Annotated in this window: 16 protein-coding genes; 9 read left to right on the top strand and 7 right to left on the bottom strand. The window is 59.2% G+C overall.

The window, feature by feature from the left end:
• Window position 1: 1 nt before the first annotated feature.
• The gene (locus ACJ8MK_RS08130; protein WP_033648464.1) at window positions 2–856 is read right to left on the bottom strand and encodes a LysR family transcriptional regulator; all 855 of its coding nucleotides are present in this window, start codon (window positions 854–856) and stop codon (window positions 2–4) included.
• Window positions 857–955: 99 nt separating this feature from the next.
• Here ACJ8MK_RS08130 and gloA point away from each other — a divergent pair, with 99 nt between their 5' ends.
• The gene (gene gloA, locus ACJ8MK_RS08125) at window positions 956–1,483 is read left to right on the top strand and encodes a lactoylglutathione lyase (protein ID WP_004930603.1); all 528 of its coding nucleotides are present in this window, start codon (window positions 956–958) and stop codon (window positions 1,481–1,483) included.
• 187 nt (window positions 1,484–1,670) lie between these two features.
• Window positions 1,671–3,605: an exoribonuclease II gene (locus ACJ8MK_RS08120; RefSeq protein ID WP_442517640.1), complete on the top strand. Its 1,935-nt coding sequence runs from the start codon at window positions 1,671–1,673 to the stop codon at window positions 3,603–3,605.
• Between the two features lie 75 nt (window positions 3,606–3,680).
• On the opposite strand, the gene ACJ8MK_RS08115 is transcribed toward ACJ8MK_RS08120, so the two are convergent.
• Window positions 3,681–4,991 (bottom strand): MFS transporter, encoded by a 1,311-nt coding sequence (locus tag ACJ8MK_RS08115; RefSeq protein WP_039565906.1) that lies wholly within the window; start codon window positions 4,989–4,991, stop codon window positions 3,681–3,683.
• 30 nt (window positions 4,992–5,021) lie between these two features.
• Complete coding sequence (locus tag ACJ8MK_RS08110; protein WP_047567227.1) at window positions 5,022–6,185, bottom strand: M20 aminoacylase family protein; 1,164 nt, start codon at window positions 6,183–6,185, stop codon at window positions 5,022–5,024.
• Window positions 6,186–6,570: 385 nt separating this feature from the next.
• On the opposite strand from ACJ8MK_RS08110, the gene ACJ8MK_RS08105 reads away from it, so the two are divergent.
• The gene (locus tag ACJ8MK_RS08105; protein ID WP_442517639.1) at window positions 6,571–8,637 is read left to right on the top strand and encodes a carbon starvation CstA family protein; all 2,067 of its coding nucleotides are present in this window, start codon (window positions 6,571–6,573) and stop codon (window positions 8,635–8,637) included.
• A gap of 102 nt (window positions 8,638–8,739) precedes the next feature.
• Here the strand turns inward: ACJ8MK_RS08105 and ACJ8MK_RS08100 are convergent, their stop codons facing one another.
• Both ACJ8MK_RS08100 and fsa read right to left on the bottom strand, forming a co-directional pair.
• Window positions 8,740–9,924, bottom strand: coding sequence for a glycosyltransferase family 9 protein (locus ACJ8MK_RS08100; protein ID WP_086579923.1), 1,185 nt, complete (start codon window positions 9,922–9,924; stop codon window positions 8,740–8,742).
• Between the two features lie 930 nt (window positions 9,925–10,854).
• Complete coding sequence (gene fsa, locus ACJ8MK_RS08095; RefSeq protein ID WP_033647546.1) at window positions 10,855–11,520, bottom strand: fructose-6-phosphate aldolase; 666 nt, start codon at window positions 11,518–11,520, stop codon at window positions 10,855–10,857.
• Between the two features lie 149 nt (window positions 11,521–11,669).
• On the opposite strand from fsa, the gene ACJ8MK_RS08090 reads away from it, so the two are divergent.
• The 4 genes from ACJ8MK_RS08090 to osmB all read left to right on the top strand — a co-directional run bounded on the left by ACJ8MK_RS08090 (window position 11,670) and on the right by osmB (window position 16,293).
• Window positions 11,670–12,569 (top strand): glycyl-radical enzyme activating protein, encoded by a 900-nt coding sequence (locus ACJ8MK_RS08090; protein WP_049195431.1) that lies wholly within the window; start codon window positions 11,670–11,672, stop codon window positions 12,567–12,569.
• A gap of 4 nt (window positions 12,570–12,573) precedes the next feature.
• Window positions 12,574–15,006, top strand: a complete 2,433-nt coding sequence (locus ACJ8MK_RS08085) for a formate C-acetyltransferase/glycerol dehydratase family glycyl radical enzyme (RefSeq protein ID WP_101426986.1) — start codon at window positions 12,574–12,576, stop codon at window positions 15,004–15,006.
• 50 nt (window positions 15,007–15,056) lie between these two features.
• A complete protein-coding gene (locus tag ACJ8MK_RS08080) occupies window positions 15,057–15,803 on the top strand; it encodes a DeoR/GlpR family DNA-binding transcription regulator (RefSeq protein WP_033647550.1) in 747 nt (248 codons plus the stop codon).
• Between the two features lie 271 nt (window positions 15,804–16,074).
• The gene (osmB, locus tag ACJ8MK_RS08075; protein ID WP_004945176.1) at window positions 16,075–16,293 is read left to right on the top strand and encodes an osmotically-inducible lipoprotein OsmB; all 219 of its coding nucleotides are present in this window, start codon (window positions 16,075–16,077) and stop codon (window positions 16,291–16,293) included.
• Between the two features lie 190 nt (window positions 16,294–16,483).
• On the opposite strand, the gene yciH is transcribed toward osmB, so the two are convergent.
• Both yciH and pyrF read right to left on the bottom strand, forming a co-directional pair.
• Window positions 16,484–16,810 (bottom strand): stress response translation initiation inhibitor YciH, encoded by a 327-nt coding sequence (gene yciH / locus ACJ8MK_RS08070; RefSeq protein ID WP_033647552.1) that lies wholly within the window; start codon window positions 16,808–16,810, stop codon window positions 16,484–16,486.
• A 10-nt stretch (window positions 16,811–16,820) separates the two neighbouring features.
• Window positions 16,821–17,549, bottom strand: coding sequence for an orotidine-5'-phosphate decarboxylase (gene pyrF, locus ACJ8MK_RS08065; RefSeq protein ID WP_193169311.1), 729 nt, complete (start codon window positions 17,547–17,549; stop codon window positions 16,821–16,823).
• Window positions 17,550–17,878: 329 nt separating this feature from the next.
• On the opposite strand from pyrF, the gene bhsA reads away from it, so the two are divergent.
• On the top strand, window positions 17,879–18,139 hold the full coding sequence (gene bhsA, locus ACJ8MK_RS08060) for a multiple stress resistance protein BhsA (protein WP_041035330.1): 261 nt from the start codon (window positions 17,879–17,881) through the stop codon (window positions 18,137–18,139).
• Window positions 18,140–18,311: 172 nt separating this feature from the next.
• Window positions 18,312–18,611: an Arc family DNA-binding protein gene (locus ACJ8MK_RS08055; protein WP_033653022.1), complete on the top strand. Its 300-nt coding sequence runs from the start codon at window positions 18,312–18,314 to the stop codon at window positions 18,609–18,611.
• Window positions 18,612–18,647: the final 36 nt, after the last annotated feature.

Here is an 18,647-nt window from a genome sequence, read left to right as displayed (position 1 = left end):
TTCACCCCGGGCGCGCCAATATCGCCAGGATGGTCTGCAACTCGTCGGACAGCTGATGCCGTCGCCAGACGAAATACAGGTCGCTCACCCCCTCCTCACCCATTTCCACCACCTTCAGCCCCGGCGCCGGCAAGATCAGCGGCAGCAACGAACCGGGTACGCAGGCGACGCCACAACCGGCCTGCACGCAGGCCGCCATCGCGGCATAAGACTCCATTTCCAGCGTCATGCGCGGTTTCAGCCCGCGCGAGGCCAGCCAGTGATCGACCTTCAGGCGAAACGAACATTCGCGGCTGAAGGTGTAAAACTCCAGCGGCGCCAGCGTGGCGGCGTCGGGTTCCCCGGCATCGGCCGGCATCAGCAATACCAGCCGTTCGTCGAATGCCTTTTGGCTGGCTAGCAGCGGATGTTCTATCGGGCCGTCGGTGATCGCCAGATCGAGATCGCTGTCGATCAACATGCGTTCCAGCACCAGCGAGTCGCGGCTCAGCACGTTGATGTGCAGATGAGGCTGTAAACGGCGCAGCCGGGCAATGCGCGCCGGTAAATGGCTGACCAGCGAGAAATCCAGCGCCCCGAGGTTCAGCAGCCCATGTTGGTGCTCGCCGGCGAACAGCTGCTTGCTGCGCTCCGCCTGCGCCACAATGTCGCGCGCCTGCTGGTAGAACAGCCGCCCTTTGGGATTGACGTACAGCCGGTTCTTGTCGCGGAAAAACAGCTCGCCGCCCAGCGACTCCTCCAGCTCGCGCAGCCGCAGCGTGACGTTGGAAGGCACGCAGTGCAGCTCGCGCGCGGCGGCGGCGATGGTTTTATGTTCCACCACGGTGCAGAAAAACTTCAGCTGGCTCAGCTTCATCTATCATTCACTTTTAGTTAGCGTTTTAGTTAAAAACAATCACTTTAGATTAGCATCGATTTCACCTACAGTCTGCCGACACCCTGAGGAGGATCTCTGATGCCACTGAATGACCTACTGACGCTGCCCGGCGTGGCGGCCCAACCGGATGCGGTAACCGACGGTTACGTGTTCAACCACACCATGATCCGCGTGAAGGATCTGACCAAGGCGCTGGATTTCTACACCCGCGTACTGGGCTTTACCCCGGTTTATCTGGAAACGTTCGAAGAAGCCGCCTTCACCATCTGCTACCTGACGCGCAGCCCGCGCGAGCAAATCCCGCAGGATGACGACGAGCGCAAGCGCTGGGCGCTGAGCCAGCCGGGCATTCTCGAGCTGACCCATAACCACGGCACCGAAAATCAGGCGGATTTCCACTATCACAACGGCAACGGCGAGCCGCGCGGCTTTGGCCACCTGTGCGTCACGGTGCCGGACGTGCGCGCCGCCTGCGAGCGGTTTGAGCGCCTCGGCGTCACCTTCCAGAAACGCCTGCATGAAGGCCGCATGAACTACGTGGCGTTCATTCGCGATCCGGACGATTACTGGATTGAAATCCTGCAGCCGACGCCGCTGCAAGACTGACGGTCACCCGCCCTCCACCCCGGCCCTCGCGCCGGGGTTTTTCATCGATAGCGTTTCGATTGACCAATCTTGCGCAAAATCGCGCGGCAACGCGGGGTTCAGTGACGTTAGGCTTGCTCGCAGCGGGTGATTCGCGTAAAACTGTCAGCCGCAAATCTTGCCACTCACAACCCATTCACTGGACGATATGTTTCAAGATAACCCGCTGCTGGCGCAGCTTAAACAGCAACTTCACTCTCAAACCCCGCGCGTTGAAGGCGTCGTGAAAGGGACTGAGAAAGGCTTTGGCTTTCTTGAAGTAGACGGTCAAAAAAGTTACTTCATTCCGCCGCCGTACATGAAGAAAGTCATGCACGGGGATCGCATTATCGCCACCCTGCACACCGAGAAAGAGCGCGAAATCGCCGAGCCGGAGACCCTGGTCGAGCCGTTCCTGTCGCGCTTTGTCGGCCGCGTGCAAAAGCGCGACGACCGTCTGTCCATCGTGCCCGATCATCCGTTGCTGAAAGAGGCGATTCCGTGCCGCCCGGTGCGTGAATTGACCCACAACTTCCAGGCCGGCGACTGGGCGGTGGCGGAAATGCGCCGTCATCCGCTGAAAGGCGATCGCGGCTTCAACGCCGATCTGACCCACTTTATCACCGAAGGTGAAGACCATTTCGCCCCGTGGTGGGTGACGCTGGCGCGTCACAACCTGGAAAAAGAGGCGCCGGAGATGCTGGCTCTCAGCGAACCGGCCGCCGCGTCGGCGCGTGAAGATCTAACCGCGCTCGAATTCGTTACCATCGACAGCGCCAGCACCGAAGACATGGACGATGCGCTGTACGTGACTGACAACGGTGACGGTTCGCTGCAGTTGACCATCGCCATCGCCGATCCGACCGCCTACGTCGAACAAGGCAGCAAGCTGGACGATATCGCCCGCGTGCGCGCCTTCACCAACTACCTGCCGGGCTTCAACATCCCGATGTTGCCGCGCGATCTGTCGGACAACCTGTGCTCGCTGCGCCCTAACGAGCGCCGCCAGGTGCTGGCTTGCCGCGTGACCATCGCCGCCGACGGCGCGCTGGGCCAAGATATTCAGTTCTTCGCCGCCGAGATCGAATCCAAAGCCAAGCTGGTATACGACGAAGTCTCCGACTGGCTGGAAGGCATTGCCGGCTGGCAGCCGCCGAGCGACGCCATCGCACAGCAGGTAGCCCTGCTGAAACGCGTTTGCGATGCGCGCAACGCCTGGCGCCACCAACATGCGCTGGTGTTTAAAGATCGCCCGGACTACCGCTTCGTGCTGGGTGAAAAAGGCGACGTGCTGGAGATCGTTACCGAACAGCGCCGCAGCGCTAACCGCATCGTTGAAGAGTGCATGATCGCCGCCAACGTCTGCGCCGCCATCGTGCTGCGCGATCGCCTGGGCTTCGGCGTGTACAACGTGCACACCGGTTTCGATCCTGCGCTGGTCGAGCAAGCGGTCACCGTATTGCAGGCCAACGGCGTGGAAGCCGAAGCCGACAAGCTGCTGACCCTCGACGGTTTCTGCGAACTGCGCCGCCACCTGGACGCGCAGCCGACCCAGTTCCTCGACAGCCGCATCCGCCGCTTCCAGACCTTCGCGGAGATCAGCACTACGCCGGGGCCACACTTCGGTCTGGGGCTGGAGGCTTACGCCACCTGGACATCGCCGATCCGTAAATACGGCGATATGGTCAACCATCGCCTGCTGAAGGCGATCATCAACCAGCAGCCGGCGGAAAAACCGCAGGATGACGTGACGGTACAGCTGGCGGAACGCCGCCGCCTGAACCGCATGGCGGAGCGCGACGTCGGCGACTGGTTGTACGCTCGCTTCCTGCAGGACAAGGCCGGTACCGATACCCGCTTCAACGCCGAGATCATCGACGTGACCCGCGGCGGCCTGCGCGTGCGCCTGCTGGACAACGGCGCCGTTGCCTTCATCCCGGCACCGTTTATTCACGCGGTGCGCGACGAGATGCAGTGCAGCCAGGAAACCGGCACCGTGCAGATCAAGGGTGAAGTGGTTTACCGCCAGAGCGACACCTTGCAGGTCACCATCGCCGAAGTGCGCATGGAAACCCGCAGCGTGATCGCCCGCCCTGCGGCCTGAACGCCAACCTGAAACGGTAGCAGCGCCAAACGCCGACGGTGAAAACCGCCGGCGTTTTTTTTCGCCTCATTCCGGCTAGCGCAGCGGCTCGCCGCCGGTTTCGCGCAGCAGCGGCAGCACCGCCAGCGAAGCCAGCGTCGCCAGCATCAAATAGACGGCGGGCGCCAGCAGCGAGCCGCTCAGCGCGATCGACTGCGAGGCGATGTACTGGGCAAAACCGCCGAAGATCGCCACCCCGAGGCTGTAGACCAACGCAAACCCCAAAGCGCGAATGCGCTGCGGGAACAGCTCCGAAATCATCAGCATGGTCGGCACCGAACCGAGCGTGGTCAACCCGACCAGCAGCGCGACTATCAGCAACAGCACCGCCGGATGCGGCACCGCGCTCAGCCACCAAAACGCCGGCAGGGCCACGATCAGAATTGCGATCCGCGACCAACGGATCAGCGGCAGGCGGCCGTAACGATCGCACCAGTGCCCGACCAGCAGGCTGCCGCCGAAGGTGACAAGCCCCGCCAGCAGCATCGCGGCATAGCCGTAGGCCTGCGCCATCCCCAAGTATTTCACCGCGTAGGTGCCGAGATAATACATCGAGATGTAAGTGGCGACGGTGGCGCCGATGGTCAGCATCACGCCGAGCACCACCGCCCGCGAGTGCTTGCGCAACTGCGCGGGTGGCTCGTGCGCCCGCGGCACCGACGGCCGATCGCTCTCCAGCCCGAGACGCAGCCAGCAACCGAGCGGCGCCAACGCCACGCCGATAAAGAAAGGAATACGCCATCCCCACTCGGCCATGGCGTTCGGCTCGCCGGAAAGCACCGGCAAGGCCGCGCTGAGCGCCAGCGCGGTGACGCCGCCAACCACGGTGGCGATGCCCTGCGTCGCCAACGACCAGCTGGAATAGAAGCCGCGCCGGTTGGGCGGCGCCGACTCCACCAGCAACGACATCGACGCCCCTACCTCGCCGCCCGCCGCCACGCCCTGGATCAAGCGCGCCGCTACCAAGGTGACGGTTCCCCAGTAGCCGGCGCTGGCGTAGGTCGGCGCAAAGCCGATCATCGCCGTGCCCAGGCTCATCAAGGAAATCGTCAGGATCATCGCCGGTTTGCGGCCGCAGCGATCGGCATAGGCGCCAATCAGAATGCCGCCCAGCGGCCGCATGAAGAAGCTGACGCCAAACGTCGCGAACGCCAACAGCAATGCCAAATGCGGATCGCTGGACGGTGGAAAGAACAATACGCTGATGTAAATAACGAAGAAGTTATAAATACCGAAGTCGAAAAACTCCAGCGCATTACCGAAAGAGGCGGCGAATATGACCTTTTTGCCGCTGGCGTTCGGAGCCGATATTATTGCCGTTTGAGTTTCAGCCGTATTTTCACTCATCATTATCTTCCCTGTTATTATTTTTCGCGTTTATTTTAAATACGCTTCCGCCAACGCTGCCCAATAATGGCTGCCGGCCGCCAGACAGCCGTCGTTAAAGTCATATCCCGGGTTATGCACCATGCAGCTGCCTTCGCCATCGCCGTTGCCGATGATCAGGTAACAGCCCTGCGGGTGCGCATCGAGCATGAAGGCGAAATCTTCGCTGCCCATCAGCGGCCGGGCGCCATAGTGCGCGCGGGCGGCGCCGAACTGCTGTTCCGCCACGCGGTGGGCGAAACGGGTTATCCCTTCGTCGTTGACCAGCACCGGCGTGCCGTTAACGTGTTCCACCACCGCGTGAGCGCCGAAGCTTGCCGCCTGCGCCTCGATCAGCGCCGGAATGCGCGCCAGCAAGGTTGCGCGCGCCTGGCGATCCAGCGAGCGCACGCTGAGCTTCATCTCCGCGCTGTCCGGGATCACGTTGGCCGCCTCACCGGCCTTGATGCTGCCGACGGTGATCACCGCCGCTTCCAGCGGATCGATATTGCGCGAGACGATGCTCTGCAGGGAAACGGTGATATGCGAGGCCACCAGCACCGGATCGATCGTCAGCTGCGGGATGGCGCCGTGGCCGCCACGCCCCTGCACCCGCACGTTGAACTGATCCATCGAGGCCATAAACGGGCCATGCTGGAAAAAGAACTCACCGAGCGGCATGCCCGGCATGTTGTGCATGGCGAAGATGGCGTCGCAGGGGAAGCGCTCGAACAGCCCCTGTTCCACCATGCGCGCGCCGCCGTTCAGCATCTCTTCCGCCGGTTGGAAAATCAGGTGCAGCGTGCCGTTGAAGTTGCGCGTATGCGCCAGGTAACGGGCGGCGCCGAGCAGCATGGTGGTATGGCCGTCATGGCCGCAGGCGTGCATGCGGTTGGCCACGCTGCTGCTCCAGGGTTTGCCGGTGTTCTCCTCGATCGGCAAGGCATCCATATCGGCGCGCAGCCCGAGGCTTTTCACGCCGTCGCCCGCCCGCAGCGTGCCCACCACGCCGGTGCCCGCCAATCCGCGGTGCACCTCATAACCCCACGAACTCAAATAATCCGCGACCAGATCGCTGGTGCGAAACTCTTCGAAACCCAATTCGGGGTGCTGATGAATATCGTGCCGAATAGCCGTGAGCTGCGGTAAATACCCTTCGATGATTTTATTTATCATAATTACATTCCTTTCGTGATTTTATTATTTATTTGGTGAATGAATAAACCTGAGGGTGAAAATAAAGGTATAACACGGCATGAATAATTTTATTTCGGCTCGCCTCGACAGATAAAATAATAATCCGCCAGACGCCGTATCCAGATAAAAAACGACAATGATTCGCTGTCCGCGCCGCGAAAATGCAGAATGAATAACTGCCCGGGATTCTGTGGGCGGCAGCCTGCGCCAACGCTGTTTCATCACTTTGTTTTTACACTAAAACCCCACCTGCTTCACATTTCTCATCCGACCTGCCGCGGTTCAGCGGCAAAACTTCTACTGTTAAAACGTCATTCCAAATAACAACGTCGATTTTTACCTCTGTACGCCAAGGAGTTGTTTCATGAAAAACATCAGGTCCGGACTTATCTGGCTGCTGGTGGCGTTGGTCGGTGCCTTCGCCTTCGCCATGCTGGCGCTCAGCCGCGGCGAACACGTCAACGCCGTCTGGCTGGTGGTCGCCGCCGTCGCCTGCTACAGCATCGCCTACCGCTTCTACAGCCGGTTCATTGCCGACAAGGTCTTTGAGCTGGACGACCGCCGTCTGACCCCGGCCGAACGCCGCAACGACGGCCTGGACTATGTGCCCACCAACAAATGGGTGCTGTTCGGCCACCACTTCGCCGCCATCGCCGGCGCCGGGCCGCTGGTGGGGCCGATTCTGGCCGCGCAGATGGGCTTCCTGCCGGGGACCATCTGGATCCTGGTCGGCGTCATGCTGGCCGGCGCGGTGCAGGATTTCCTGGTGCTGTTCATTTCCACGCGCCGCGACGGGCGTTCGCTGGGGGAAATGGCCAAGCAAGAGTTGGGCGCCTTCGCCGGGGTGATCACCATGCTCGGCGCGCTGGGGGTGATGATCATCATCCTGTCGGCGCTGGCGCTGGTGGTGGTAAAAGCGCTGGCCGACAGCCCGTGGGGGCTGTTTACCATCGCCGCCACCATCCCGATCGCGCTGTTCATGGGCATCTACATGCGTTTTATCCGGCCTGGCAAGATCGCTGAAATTTCGGTGATTGGCTTCGTGCTGATGCTGCTGGCGATCATTTACGGCGGCAACGTGGCGCAAGATCCCTACTGGGGGCCGTTCTTCACGCTGCACGGCACCACCCTGACCTGGGTGCTGGTGATCTACGGCTTCGTCGCTTCGGTGCTGCCGGTGTGGCTGCTGCTGGCGCCGCGCGACTACCTTTCCACCTTTATGAAAATCGGCGTCATCATCGGCCTGGCCATCGGCATCGTCTTCGCCATGCCGGAGATGAAAATGCCGGCGGTTTCGCGCTTCATCGACGGCAGCGGCCCGGTGTTCGCCGGCGCCCTGTTCCCGTTCCTGTTCATCACCATCGCCTGCGGCGCCATTTCCGGCTTCCACGCGCTGGTCTCCAGCGGCACTACGCCCAAGCTGGTGGAGCGCGAAAGCCACATCCGCTTTATCGGTTACGGCGCCATGCTGATGGAGTCTTTCGTCGCCATCATGGCGCTGATCTGCGCCTCGGTGCTGGATCCGGGCGTTTACTTCGCCATGAACTCGCCGGCGGCGCTGATCGGCACCACGGTGGAAAATGCTTCGCAGGTAATCAACAGCTGGGGCTTTATCGTCACGCCGGAAACGCTGGCGCTGATCGCCAAAGAGGTGGGTGAGAACTCCATCCTGTCGCGCGCCGGCGGCGCCCCGACCTTCGCCGTGGGCATGGCGCACATCATCAGCGAGGTGTTCAACAGCCGGGCGATGATGGCCTTCTGGTACCACTTCGCCATTCTGTTCGAAGCACTGTTCATTCTGACCGCCGTCGACGCCGGCACCCGCGCCTGCCGGTTTATGGTGCAGGATCTGGTGGGCGTGGCGGTGCCGCAGCTGGCCAACAACCGTTCGTGGTTCGGCAACCTGGCGGGCACCACGGTGGCGGTGGCCGGCTGGGGCTTCTTCGTGTATCAGGGCGTGGTCGATCCGCTCGGCGGCATCAATACCCTGTGGCCGCTGTTCGGCATCGGCAACCAGATGCTGGCGTCAATGGCGTTGATCCTCGGCACCGTGGTGCTGTTCAAAATGAAAAAACAGCGTTACGCCTGGGTCACCATTCTGCCGACCGCCTGGCTGTTCGTCACCTCCATGACCGCCGGCTGGCAGAAGATCTTCCATGAGAAACCGAGCATCGGCTTCCTGGCGCAGGCGAAGAAATTTTCCACCGGCATCGAGCAAGGCACGATCATTGCGCCGGCCAAATCGCTGAAAGACATGGAAACCATCGTATTCAGCAACCAAATCAACGCCGCGCTGTGCGGGTTCTTTATGCTGGTGGCGGTGACCATGCTGATCGCCGCCTTCTTCGCGATCCGCCGGGCGTTGCGCTCCGAACATCCGACGACGCATGAGGTCAGCGCCGCGCTGCGGGAGGAGACCGGCCGCGGCTGAGTCTCGCCGTTAGGAGAAACGGCCGGCCTCTTGAGCAGAGCACTGCTTAAGGGGTTGGGCCGTTAACCAGCGGGCAACATTGCGTTAGCGGCGGCATGCGCCTCACCGTGCAACGAACTGCTGCGGTGTTATCTCTTGCCCACCAAACAAGTCTCGTTGACCAATCTCGTGCAATATGAGCTCTGGGACATTATCCACATCCGCTATTTTTCTGCTGTTAACAATAATCTGCCTCGCATTTTCATACCCGGGCCCCCACAAATCATTATTATCCGTTACGTTTTTGTAGACACAAATCAACGCTTTATTCCACGCTGCAGAAATATGTACAATCGACGTATCTGGCGATATAATCATATCAACCTCTCGAATCAATGCCATGACATGATGCAGTGAATCAAATGGATTTATAACAGCACTATCCGGCAGAGACACATCCAATTCCCTGCGATGATCGAGAATAATTAACTTTATATTTTTTGATTTTTTATTAAGCATATCAACGAGCCGAGCAACCTGCTCTTTGGATAGATTTCTCTCTGGACTTCCAGTGAAGGCATTAATAACAATCTTAATTTTATCTTTCCAACCACTTAAATACTCTCTTACTTCAAAAGTTATATCATCGGGGATATGCAGGTCATAGTCACGGCGATTTTTAAGATTGATCCCTACGGCATGGGCAACCAAAGCAGTGGCTTTCGTCACATGTTCCTTACCATTTTCAAATGAAATAGATTTACTGTAGTGGTTAATGCAACTCCATTTATTAAAGCCAAGAACAAATCTTGCGTTTATATCACTAAAAAGCATCATCCTATGTACCGGGATATCAAACAGACAAAGATCGACCACAAGGTCATAATCATTCTCGTTTAACATCTTGATCGTTGATTTATCAACCGTATGAGCGAATCTTTTCAAAAATACTTCATTATTGCTATCTCCTGCCTCATAGATATTTCTAATATAGGCGTTGTGTTTCATCACCGCGCTGCTTGATTTTGTAAGCAAAATATCAACTGTGAACCCTGATTCATAAAGACATTTCACTAGCGGCGTCGAAACCACCACATCACCGATCGTCCCTTCATTGCGCAGGAGCAATATGGTTTTGACAGATTTGACATCAAACACACTTTTTCTACGTTTATCCCAGATAAGCTTTGCAATATAGATTTTAATGCTCAGCCTTACTCTTTTGAGGTAATAATTGCGCCGCCTGTTCCATTCTCTTATTTTCCTAAACCGCCCTGTTGATATGGAAACGTCCAAATCCTTATGCATAACACACTCCATTAATTTTAATAAAAAAAAGCCAACGCCGAGAAAAAACCGTATGGCATTTACGTAGTAATTAATCCTTTTCGGTTGCCGCGACAAGAAAATTTAGATGCAGAATCATTACCCACCACTTATCTGTCCACTGCGGGAAATAATAATTCACCCATAAAATAATCACTCCAAAACACATTCACCATCTTTATCGCATCCAAGCGAGAATAATATCAATCACCTTGCCGACGATTTAACCGTGACATGTTATCGCTTGGGTGAGTTACTTTACCATCAACATCGATGACTGCCTAGACAGGTATTTCAGAGAAAGGATGTTTGATCTTAATCACAATTACGTTTATTTCCATACGTTCATCCAAGATATAACCCAGGTAGAAATAGACCTGAGTTTTCCGGCCCGGCAAGTGATTCGTAAATTCACAGGATCGCAGTAAAACAGGAATACCTGTGATGTTCCGCATGGGTAACCGGTCGGAATTTATTTCACTGACTCTGACGAGGAGCCGAAATGCACGCAGGGAGATGCTGACGCCCACCGTATGAGTGGCACCCTGCGCCGCACCATCGTCGCCTGGTTGCCAGCCGGCGGCGGCGTTTCCGCCCCCACCAACTCGCTCAGCACACTCAGGTTTACACTAGGCCCTTATTGCAACTGACGCTTCAGCATCAGACATTCTGGATCACTGTCGTCACTGACGACGCCACCAGGGAAACACTGCGCTAAGCTAGCCAAGACCGACCGGGATTTAGGGGGCCGATTAGGTACGGGGTGCAGCACGTCCGCTTCGCGGAACGGTATAAGGGAGGCGGCGGGCATGCGAAGAATGGCGAAACGGCGGGAGGATGACGCCATGATGCGCCATCCTTTAAAATTAATTGTGGATCGGGAGGAGAATCAGTAAACGAGACGGACAGCTATCAGCCCAGCAAATTGCTGCCGAACGCCCCCTGCCAATCCTGTTCGAATTTCTCGACCGCGGCCTGCACCGCCGGCGCGCTCAGGAACTGCTCCGCCACATCCACCGGCAGCGTGATCGCCTGGCAACCCGCCAACAAGCATTCCAGCGCCTGGCGCGGCGTCTTGAAGCTGGCGGCCAGCACCTGCGCCGACGGCGCGTGCAGGCTCAGCAGCTGCTGCAGCTCGTGCACCATTTCGATGCCGTCGCCGCCCTGCGCGTCCACCCGATTGACGTAAGGCGCCACGTATTCCGCCCCGGCCAAGGCCGCCAGCAGCCCCTGCCCGGCGCCGTATACCGCCGTGCCCAGCGTCGGGATGGACATCGTTTTAAGCTTCTTGATCGCCGCCAGCCCCTCGGCGGTTGCGGGGATCTTGACCACCAGCCCCGGTACGCGCTGGCTGAGCAGCGCGGCCTCCGCCACCATGCGCTCCGCATCGGCCGCCATCACCTGCGCGAACAGCTTGCCGGTGCCGCCGAGGGCGTCGCGCAGCGCGGGCAGCACTTCCCAGATCGGCTTGCCTTCCTTCGCCACGATGCTTGGGTTGGTGGTGACGCCGTGCAGCGGCAGAATGCGCGCCAGGCGTTTTACCGCCGTCACATCGGCGGTATCGAGATAAAGCTCCATCACGGACTCCTGTGTCATGTTCTGTGGGCGGATTCAAACTCTGATCATCATAGGGCAAAAACCCCGCCAACCTTTGACCAAAATCAATCCAACTTTCATTCGAAACATTTTTAATGGCGAAAGATTCAGCAACGCCAAACGGGTGACTCATGTTCTTCAATCTGCAGCGCTACTCGACCCATGACGGCCCCGGTATCCGCAGCGTGGTCTTTTTAAAAGGGTGCCCGCTGAGCTGCCGCTGGTGCCAGAACCCCGAAAGCCGCTCGCGCCACGCGGATCTGCTGTTTGACGAACGCCTGTGCCTGAGCGGCTGTACGCTGTGCGCCGAGCGCTGCCCGCAAGGCCTGCAGCGTGACGAGGGCGCGCTGACGCTGCGGCGCGAAGCCATCAGCGCAGACGACTATGCGGCGCTGGCCGCCGCCTGCCCGACCGGCGCGCTCAGCCTGTGCGGCAGCGCGGTCAACCCCGACGATATCATGGCCGAGGTGATGCGGGATAAGCCTTTCTACCTGCGCAGCGGCGGTGGTGTAACGCTGTCCGGCGGCGAACCCTTTATGCAGCCGGAGGTCGCGGCGGAGCTGCTGCGGCGCGGCCGCGAAGCCGGCATCCACACCGCCGTCGAATCCTGTCTGCACGTTCCGTGGCGTTACATCGCCCCTTCGTTGCCCTGGCTGGATCTGCTGTTGGCCGATCTCAAACACACCGATGAAGCGCGTTTCAACACCTGGACCGGCGGCTCCGCCCGTCGGGTGATGAACAATTTCCGCCGGCTGGCGGCGCACGGCGTGCCAATGACCGTGCGCGTGCCGCTGATCCCCGATTTCAACGCCGATCGCCATTCTGTCCGCGCGATTGTCGACTTCGCCGCCGACGAGATCGGCGTGTCGGAAATCCATTTTTTGCCGTACCACACGCTGGGCATCAACAAGTATCACCTGCTCGGCGAACCTTACCGCGCCGCCCGCACGCCGCTGGACGCGCCCGATCTGCTGGCCTTCGCCGAAGCGTACGCCGGCGCCAAAGGCCTGAGCGCCATTTTGCGAGGATAACGCCATGACTACGTTGGATTTGACCACCCTCAGCGCCCGCATCCAGGCGCATAAGAACGCGCTGATTCACATCGTCAAACCGCCGGTGTGCACCGAACGCGCTCAGCACTATACCGAGGCCTATCAACACCATCAGGATCGGCCGCTGCCGGTGCGCCGCGCGCTGGCGCTGGCCAACCACCTGGCGAAGCGCAGCATCTGGATCGCCAACGACGAGCTGATCGTCGGCAACCAGGCCAGCGAGCTGCGCGCCGCGCCGATCTTCCCCGAATACACCGTCGGCTGGATAGAAAACGAGATCGACCAGTTGGCCGACCGGCCGGGCGCCGGCTTCTCGGTCAGCGAAGAGAACAAGGCGATTTTGCACCGTCTTTGCCCCTGGTGGCGCGGCCAAACGGTGCAGGATCGCTGCTATGGCATGTTTACCGACGAACAGAAGGCGCTGCTCGCCACCGGCATCATCAAAGCCGAGGGCAACATGACCTCCGGCGACGCCCACCTGGCGGTCAACTTCCCGCTGCTGCTGGAACTAGGCCTCGACGGCCTGCGTGAAAAGGTGAACGCGCGCCGCAGCCGCCTGCGCCTGACCGAGTGGGAAGATCTGCATAAAGCGCAGTTTCTCAACGCCATCGACATCGTGCTGGCGGCGCTGAGCGAACACATCCTGCGTTTCGCTCACCTGGCGCGCGATATGGCGCAGCGCGAAACCCGCGACTGGCGGCGCACCGAGCTGCTGGCCATCGCAGACAACTGCGATCTGATCGCCCATCGCCCACCGCACACCTTCTGGCAGGCGCTGCAGCTGTGCTATTTCATCCAGCTGACGTTGCAGATCGAATCCAACGGCCATTCGGTTTCCTTCGGCCGCCTCGACCAATATCTCTATCCCTGGTATCGGCGCGACGTCGAGCTGGAGCAGAACCTGGCGCGGGAAGACGCCATCGAGCTGCTGCACAGCTGCTGGCTTAAGCTGCTGGAGGTCAACAAGATCCGCTCCGGCTCGCACTCCAAGGCCTCCGCCGGCAGCCCGCTGTACCAGAACGTCACCATCGGCGGCCAAAAACTGCTCGACGGCCGGCCGTGCGACGCGGTCAACCCGCTGTCCTACGCCATTCTCGAATCTTGCGGCCGCCTGCGCTCCACCCAACCCAACCTCAGCGTGCGTTACCACGCAGGAATGAGCGCCGATTTCCTCGACGCCTGCGTACAGGTGATCCGCTGCGGCTTCGGCATGCCGGCGTTCAACAACGACGAAATCGTCATTCCCGAGTTCATCAAGCTGGGGGTTGAACCGCAGGACGCCTACGACTATGCCGCCATCGGCTGCATCGAGACCGCCGTCGGCGGCAAATGGGGCTATCGCTGCACCGGCATGAGCTTCATCAACTTTGCCCGCGTGCTGCTGGCGGCGCTGGAACAGGGCCGCGACGCCACCTCCGGGCAGATTTTCCTGCCGCAGGAACAGGCGTTGTCCAAAGGAAACTTCGCCGATTTCGAGCAGGTGATGGCCGCCTGGGACCGACAAATCCGCTACTACACGCGCAAGTCAATTGAGATCGAATGCGTGGTGGACAGCGTGCTGGAGGAGAACGCCCACGATATTCTCTGTTCCGCGCTGGTAGATGACTGCATCGAACGCGGCAAAAGCATCAAGCAGGGCGGCGCCAAGTACGACTGGGTTTCCGGCCTGCAGGTCGGCATCGCCAACCTCGGCAACAGCCTGGCGGCGGTGCGCAAACTGGTGTTTGACCAGGGGGCGATCGGCCAGCAGCGGCTGGCGGCGGCGCTGGCCGACGACTTCGCCGGGCTGGATGGCGAACAGCTGCGCCAGCGGCTGCTCAACGCCGCACCCAAATACGGCAACGACGTGGACGAGGTCGATCGGCTGCTGGTGCGCGCCTACCAAACCTACATCGACGAACTGAAGCAGTATCGCAACACCCGCTTCGGCCGCGGGCCGATAGGCGGCGGCTACTACGCCGGCACCTCGTCTATCTCGGCCAACGTGCCCTTCGGCGCCGCCACCCTCGCCACCCCGGATGGACGCAAGGCGCACCAGCCGCTGGCGGAAGGCGCCAGCCCGGCGTCTGGCACCGACCACCTGGGGCCGACCGCGGTGTTCAATTCGCTCGCCAAGTTGCCTACCGAGGCAATTCTCGGCGGCGTGCTGCTCAACCAAAAGCTGAACCCGGCGACGCTGGACAACCCGCGCGATCGGGAAAAGCTGATGCTGATGTTGCGCACCTTCTTCGAGAGCTATCGCGGCTGGCATGTGCAGTACAACATCGTGTCGCGCGAAACGCTGCTGGCGGCGAAGCAACACCCTGACCAATATCGTGATTTAGTGGTTCGCGTAGCTGGCTATTCCGCCTTCTTTACCGCATTATCCCCTGAGGCGCAGGATGATATTATTGCGCGCACAGAACATACTCTTTAAACCTTTGACTCTTAGCGGCCGCACCTTGGCGGCCGCATCATCAGGCCGATATGAATTTACGACAACAGACCATATTGCAGTTGGTTAACGATCGCCGGCGGATCAGCGTCAATGAGCTGGCGCGCGCCTCGGGCGTCTCGGAAGTCACCATCCGGCAGGATCTCAACCTGCTGGAAAAGCGCAGTTATCTGAAGCGGGTACACGGTTCCGCCGTGGCGCTGGAGAGCGACGACGTCGACGCCCGCATGATGTCCAATTTCACCCTCAAACAACGGTTGGCGCAATATGCCGCCGCGCAGGTCAACGACGGCGAGACGATCTTCATCGAGAGCGGCAGCGCCAATGCCCTGCTGGCGCGCTACATCGCCGAGCGCAAGCGCATTACGCTGATCACCGTCAGCCACTACATCGCCAACCTGCTGAAAGAAACCGACTGCGACGTGATTGTGCTGGGCGGCATGTACCAGAAGAAAAGCGAGACCGTGGTCGGCCCGCTTACGCGGCTGTGCATTCAGCAGGTGCATTTCAACAAGGCGTTTATCGGCATTGACGGCTTTCAGGCCGAAACCGGCTTTACCGGCCGCGACATGATGCGCGCCGACGTGGTCAGCGCGGTGCTGGCCAAGGGCGTGGAGAATATCGTGCTGACGGACTCGAGCAAGTTCGGCCAGATCCAGCCCAACCCGCTGGCGCAGACCGGCCAGATCAGCCGGGTGATCACCGATTCGCGCTTGGCGCTGGAGTATCAGCATCAGCTGAAACGCCAGGGCGTACAGGTGGAGCTGGTCAACGAATAACGCAGGTCACTGCCGCACCGCGCGGGCTACACCGCGCGCCTTCCCCTTGCGCAGCAGGATTTTAAGACTATTTACCTGTTTATCCTTCCCGAGAAACCTATACTCAGTTTCGGCGCCTTTTGGGCCGTAACTTGCTAATTATTCGGCCGTTAACAAAAAATGCCATTTTTTTATATCGATACTGTACGGGAATCAACGGCAGGCCTGATTTATGGTTAACGCCTATACTTATAGGGCACTTCCATATAGCCAATGCTAAGGAGAAGTCATTATGATGATTATCAATAAACGTTTCGCCACCGCCGCGCTGGCACTGACTCTGGCGTTTTCACTCAGCGCCTGTTCCAACATGTCCAAACGCGATCGCAACACCGCTATCGGCGCCGGCGCCGGTGCAGTCGGCGGCGCAGTGCTGACAGACGGCAGCGCGCTGGGCACGCTGGGTGGGGCTGCGGTAGGGGGCATCATCGGTCACCAGGTTGGCAAATAACCTGACCGAGAGACCTCGGCCGACAGGCTGGCAAAAGCGCCTCGGCGCTTTGACGTATTAACCAGAATAACGATGATTTCAGGTCTGTTTTACTTTAAGTCTATGGTTCTTTTGCCGTTAACGGGCTAACCCCCGGCAGCAACAACCTCAAGCCATGCCGCAGTATTGCACCGCGGCATGGCGATTCACCTCAACCGCCCGCCAGTTTGACCTTCATGCCTTTGGCTTCCAGCAGCTGTTTGAGCAGATCGCGTTTATCGCCCTGGATCTCGATAATCCCGTCTTTCACCGAACCGCCGCAACCGCATTTCTTTTTCAGCTCGGCCGCCAGTTTGTCGAGCGCGGCATCATCCAGATCGACGCCGGCGATCAGGCATACCCCCTTCCCCTTGCGGCCGCTGGTCTGACGCTGGATGCGCACGATGCCGTCGCCCTTGGCGCGTTGCGGCTTAACGTCTTCCTGCTTGATGCGGCCGGTGTCCGTGGAATACACCAGGCGGCTGTTATCGTCATTCATCATTGCCTCCTCAGGCCAAAGAGGCGCGGATCGCGCGCAGCGTCGCGGCCGGATCCGCAGATTGGGTGATCGGACGCCCAATCACCATGTAGTCCACGCCGGCGGTCTGGGCCTGCACCGGGGTCATGATACGGCGCTGATCGCCCGCCGCGCTGCCTTCAGGGCGGATCCCCGGCGTAACCAGCTGGAAAGCCTGCCCGCAGGCGGCCTTCAGGCGCTGCGCTTCGTGTGCCGAACAGACCACGCCGTCCAGCCCGCAGTCGCGGGCCAGGCGCGCCAGGCGCTCGGCGTGTTCCGCCGGGCTGGCCTCGATGCCAATGCCGCGCAGGTCTTCCGCTTCCATGCTGGTGAGCACCGTCACGGCGATCAGCAGCGGCGCATCCGCTCCGTAAGGCAGCAGCGCTTCTTTAGCGGCGGTCATCATGCGCGCGCCGCCGCTGGCATGGACGTTGACCATCCAAACGCCCAGCTCGGCCGCCGCCGCAACCGCATGCGCGGTGGTATTGGGAATATCGTGGAATTTCAGGTCGAGAAACACGTCGAAACCGCGCCCGTGCAGATCGCGCACCAGCTGCGGCCCAAACAGCGTGAACATTTCTTTGCCCACTTTCAGCCGGCAGTCTTGCGGATCGATACGGTCGGCGAACGCCAGCGCAGCGTTCTTATCGGCGTAATCTAACGCCACAACGATTGGAGATGATTTTAAGTCATTGTTATTAGTGTTATTTTCAGACTTCATTTCTTCTACCTTCTGTAAAATGGACATAATCAGGTACTCACCCGCGAAACTGACCGCCGCATTCTACATGCCGAGGGCCAGAAATCCCAGCCGCAGCGCGTACCGCCGCTCTGTCATGTTACCTCTCACCTTTGTCATGGCGCGTCAACGAAAGCGCGTCAGCGATAAACCACGCAGCGTAAAACGTCGTAAAGATGCGTAAATTATCAATCAAACATTTTGAACAACTTGCTCAGCATTATCAGATTTTCAAACGGCGCAGATGCTTTATTATTCACCACATCGGAAGCGAATGGCTTCCTTCCTAAATAAACAGACTGGAGTCACCTATGAAAACCATCAAATATTTTGCAGCCGCTACCGCTATCGCACTGACCTCTTTCGCTACCTTCGCCGCTGAGCCGGTCAACAGCCAACAGGCTGACAGCCTGACCGCCAGCGGCATCGTTTCCGCGGGCCATGCGACCACCCTCAGCAGCCTGGAGAAAAAACTGGCCGCTAAAGCCGATGCCCAAGGCGCCGGCAGCTACCGCATCATCTCCGCCGGCGGTAACAACATGCTGAGCGGCACCGCGATCATCTATAAATAATGTTTCCGGTACAGGGCCCGCACGCTCGGGCCCTGCCTCTGTTTCTCGCCTAAAAAACCCGCGTTTGCCTCACCCTTCTTTGTTACAGAAATATTAAATTTTTATTACACACTAGACACCCGATCGCCAGTGGCTTAGCTTGAAGGCATCTTCCTGCAGAAAGGCTTTCAAAATGAGCGAGATATCGACACTTACCATCAAAATTCCTCTGGAACTGAAGGAAAAAATCCGCGCCGCCGCCGCTGAAAACGAATTTTCGTTGAGCGTGGAAGTATGCCAGCGCCTGGAAAACAGCTTCAACGCGCCCGCCGCCAAGGCAGAAAAGCCGGCCAAAAAGGCGGATGAGCTGCACCACGGCGAGATCGACAATCAAAGCACCGAAGAAGAGGTTGAACAGCCGCTGAGCCAGAAAGAACTGAAGAAACTGCGCCAGCTGTTGAAAACCGGCGCCAAAGGCGGCAAGAAAAAGTAAGCGGCAAACGAAAAAACGGGGCGATAATCGCCCCGT

It is taken from the genome of Serratia sp. CY38905, from assembly GCF_052168875.1.
In the GTDB taxonomy this organism is placed as follows: Bacteria; Pseudomonadota; Gammaproteobacteria; order Enterobacterales; family Enterobacteriaceae; genus Serratia; species Serratia sarumanii.
This window is presented reverse-complemented; position numbering and strand designations above follow the sequence as displayed.

Excerpts from the sequence above, each read along its gene's own strand:
- ACJ8MK_RS08130 (WP_033648464.1), bottom strand. The coding sequence starts at position 856 with ATGAAGCTGAGCCAGCTGAAGTTTTTCTGCACCGTGGTGGAACATAAA.
- gloA (WP_004930603.1), top strand. The coding sequence starts at position 956 with ATGCCACTGAATGACCTACTGACGCTGCCCGGCGTGGCGGCCCAACCG.
- ACJ8MK_RS08120 (WP_442517640.1), top strand. The coding sequence starts at position 1,671 with ATGTTTCAAGATAACCCGCTGCTGGCGCAGCTTAAACAGCAACTTCAC.
- ACJ8MK_RS08115 (WP_039565906.1), bottom strand. The coding sequence starts at position 4,991 with ATGAGTGAAAATACGGCTGAAACTCAAACGGCAATAATATCGGCTCCG.
- ACJ8MK_RS08110 (WP_047567227.1), bottom strand. The coding sequence starts at position 6,185 with ATGATAAATAAAATCATCGAAGGGTATTTACCGCAGCTCACGGCTATT.
- ACJ8MK_RS08105 (WP_442517639.1), top strand. The coding sequence starts at position 6,571 with ATGAAAAACATCAGGTCCGGACTTATCTGGCTGCTGGTGGCGTTGGTC.
- ACJ8MK_RS08100 (WP_086579923.1), bottom strand. The coding sequence starts at position 9,924 with ATGCATAAGGATTTGGACGTTTCCATATCAACAGGGCGGTTTAGGAAA.
- fsa (WP_033647546.1), bottom strand. The coding sequence starts at position 11,520 with ATGGAGCTTTATCTCGATACCGCCGATGTGACGGCGGTAAAACGCCTG.
- ACJ8MK_RS08090 (WP_049195431.1), top strand. The coding sequence starts at position 11,670 with ATGTTCTTCAATCTGCAGCGCTACTCGACCCATGACGGCCCCGGTATC.
- ACJ8MK_RS08085 (WP_101426986.1), top strand. The coding sequence starts at position 12,574 with ATGACTACGTTGGATTTGACCACCCTCAGCGCCCGCATCCAGGCGCAT.
- ACJ8MK_RS08080 (WP_033647550.1), top strand. The coding sequence starts at position 15,057 with ATGAATTTACGACAACAGACCATATTGCAGTTGGTTAACGATCGCCGG.
- osmB (WP_004945176.1), top strand. The coding sequence starts at position 16,075 with ATGATGATTATCAATAAACGTTTCGCCACCGCCGCGCTGGCACTGACT.
- yciH (WP_033647552.1), bottom strand. The coding sequence starts at position 16,810 with ATGAATGACGATAACAGCCGCCTGGTGTATTCCACGGACACCGGCCGC.
- pyrF (WP_193169311.1), bottom strand. The coding sequence starts at position 17,549 with ATGAAGTCTGAAAATAACACTAATAACAATGACTTAAAATCATCTCCA.
- bhsA (WP_041035330.1), top strand. The coding sequence starts at position 17,879 with ATGAAAACCATCAAATATTTTGCAGCCGCTACCGCTATCGCACTGACC.
- ACJ8MK_RS08055 (WP_033653022.1), top strand. The coding sequence starts at position 18,312 with ATGAGCGAGATATCGACACTTACCATCAAAATTCCTCTGGAACTGAAG.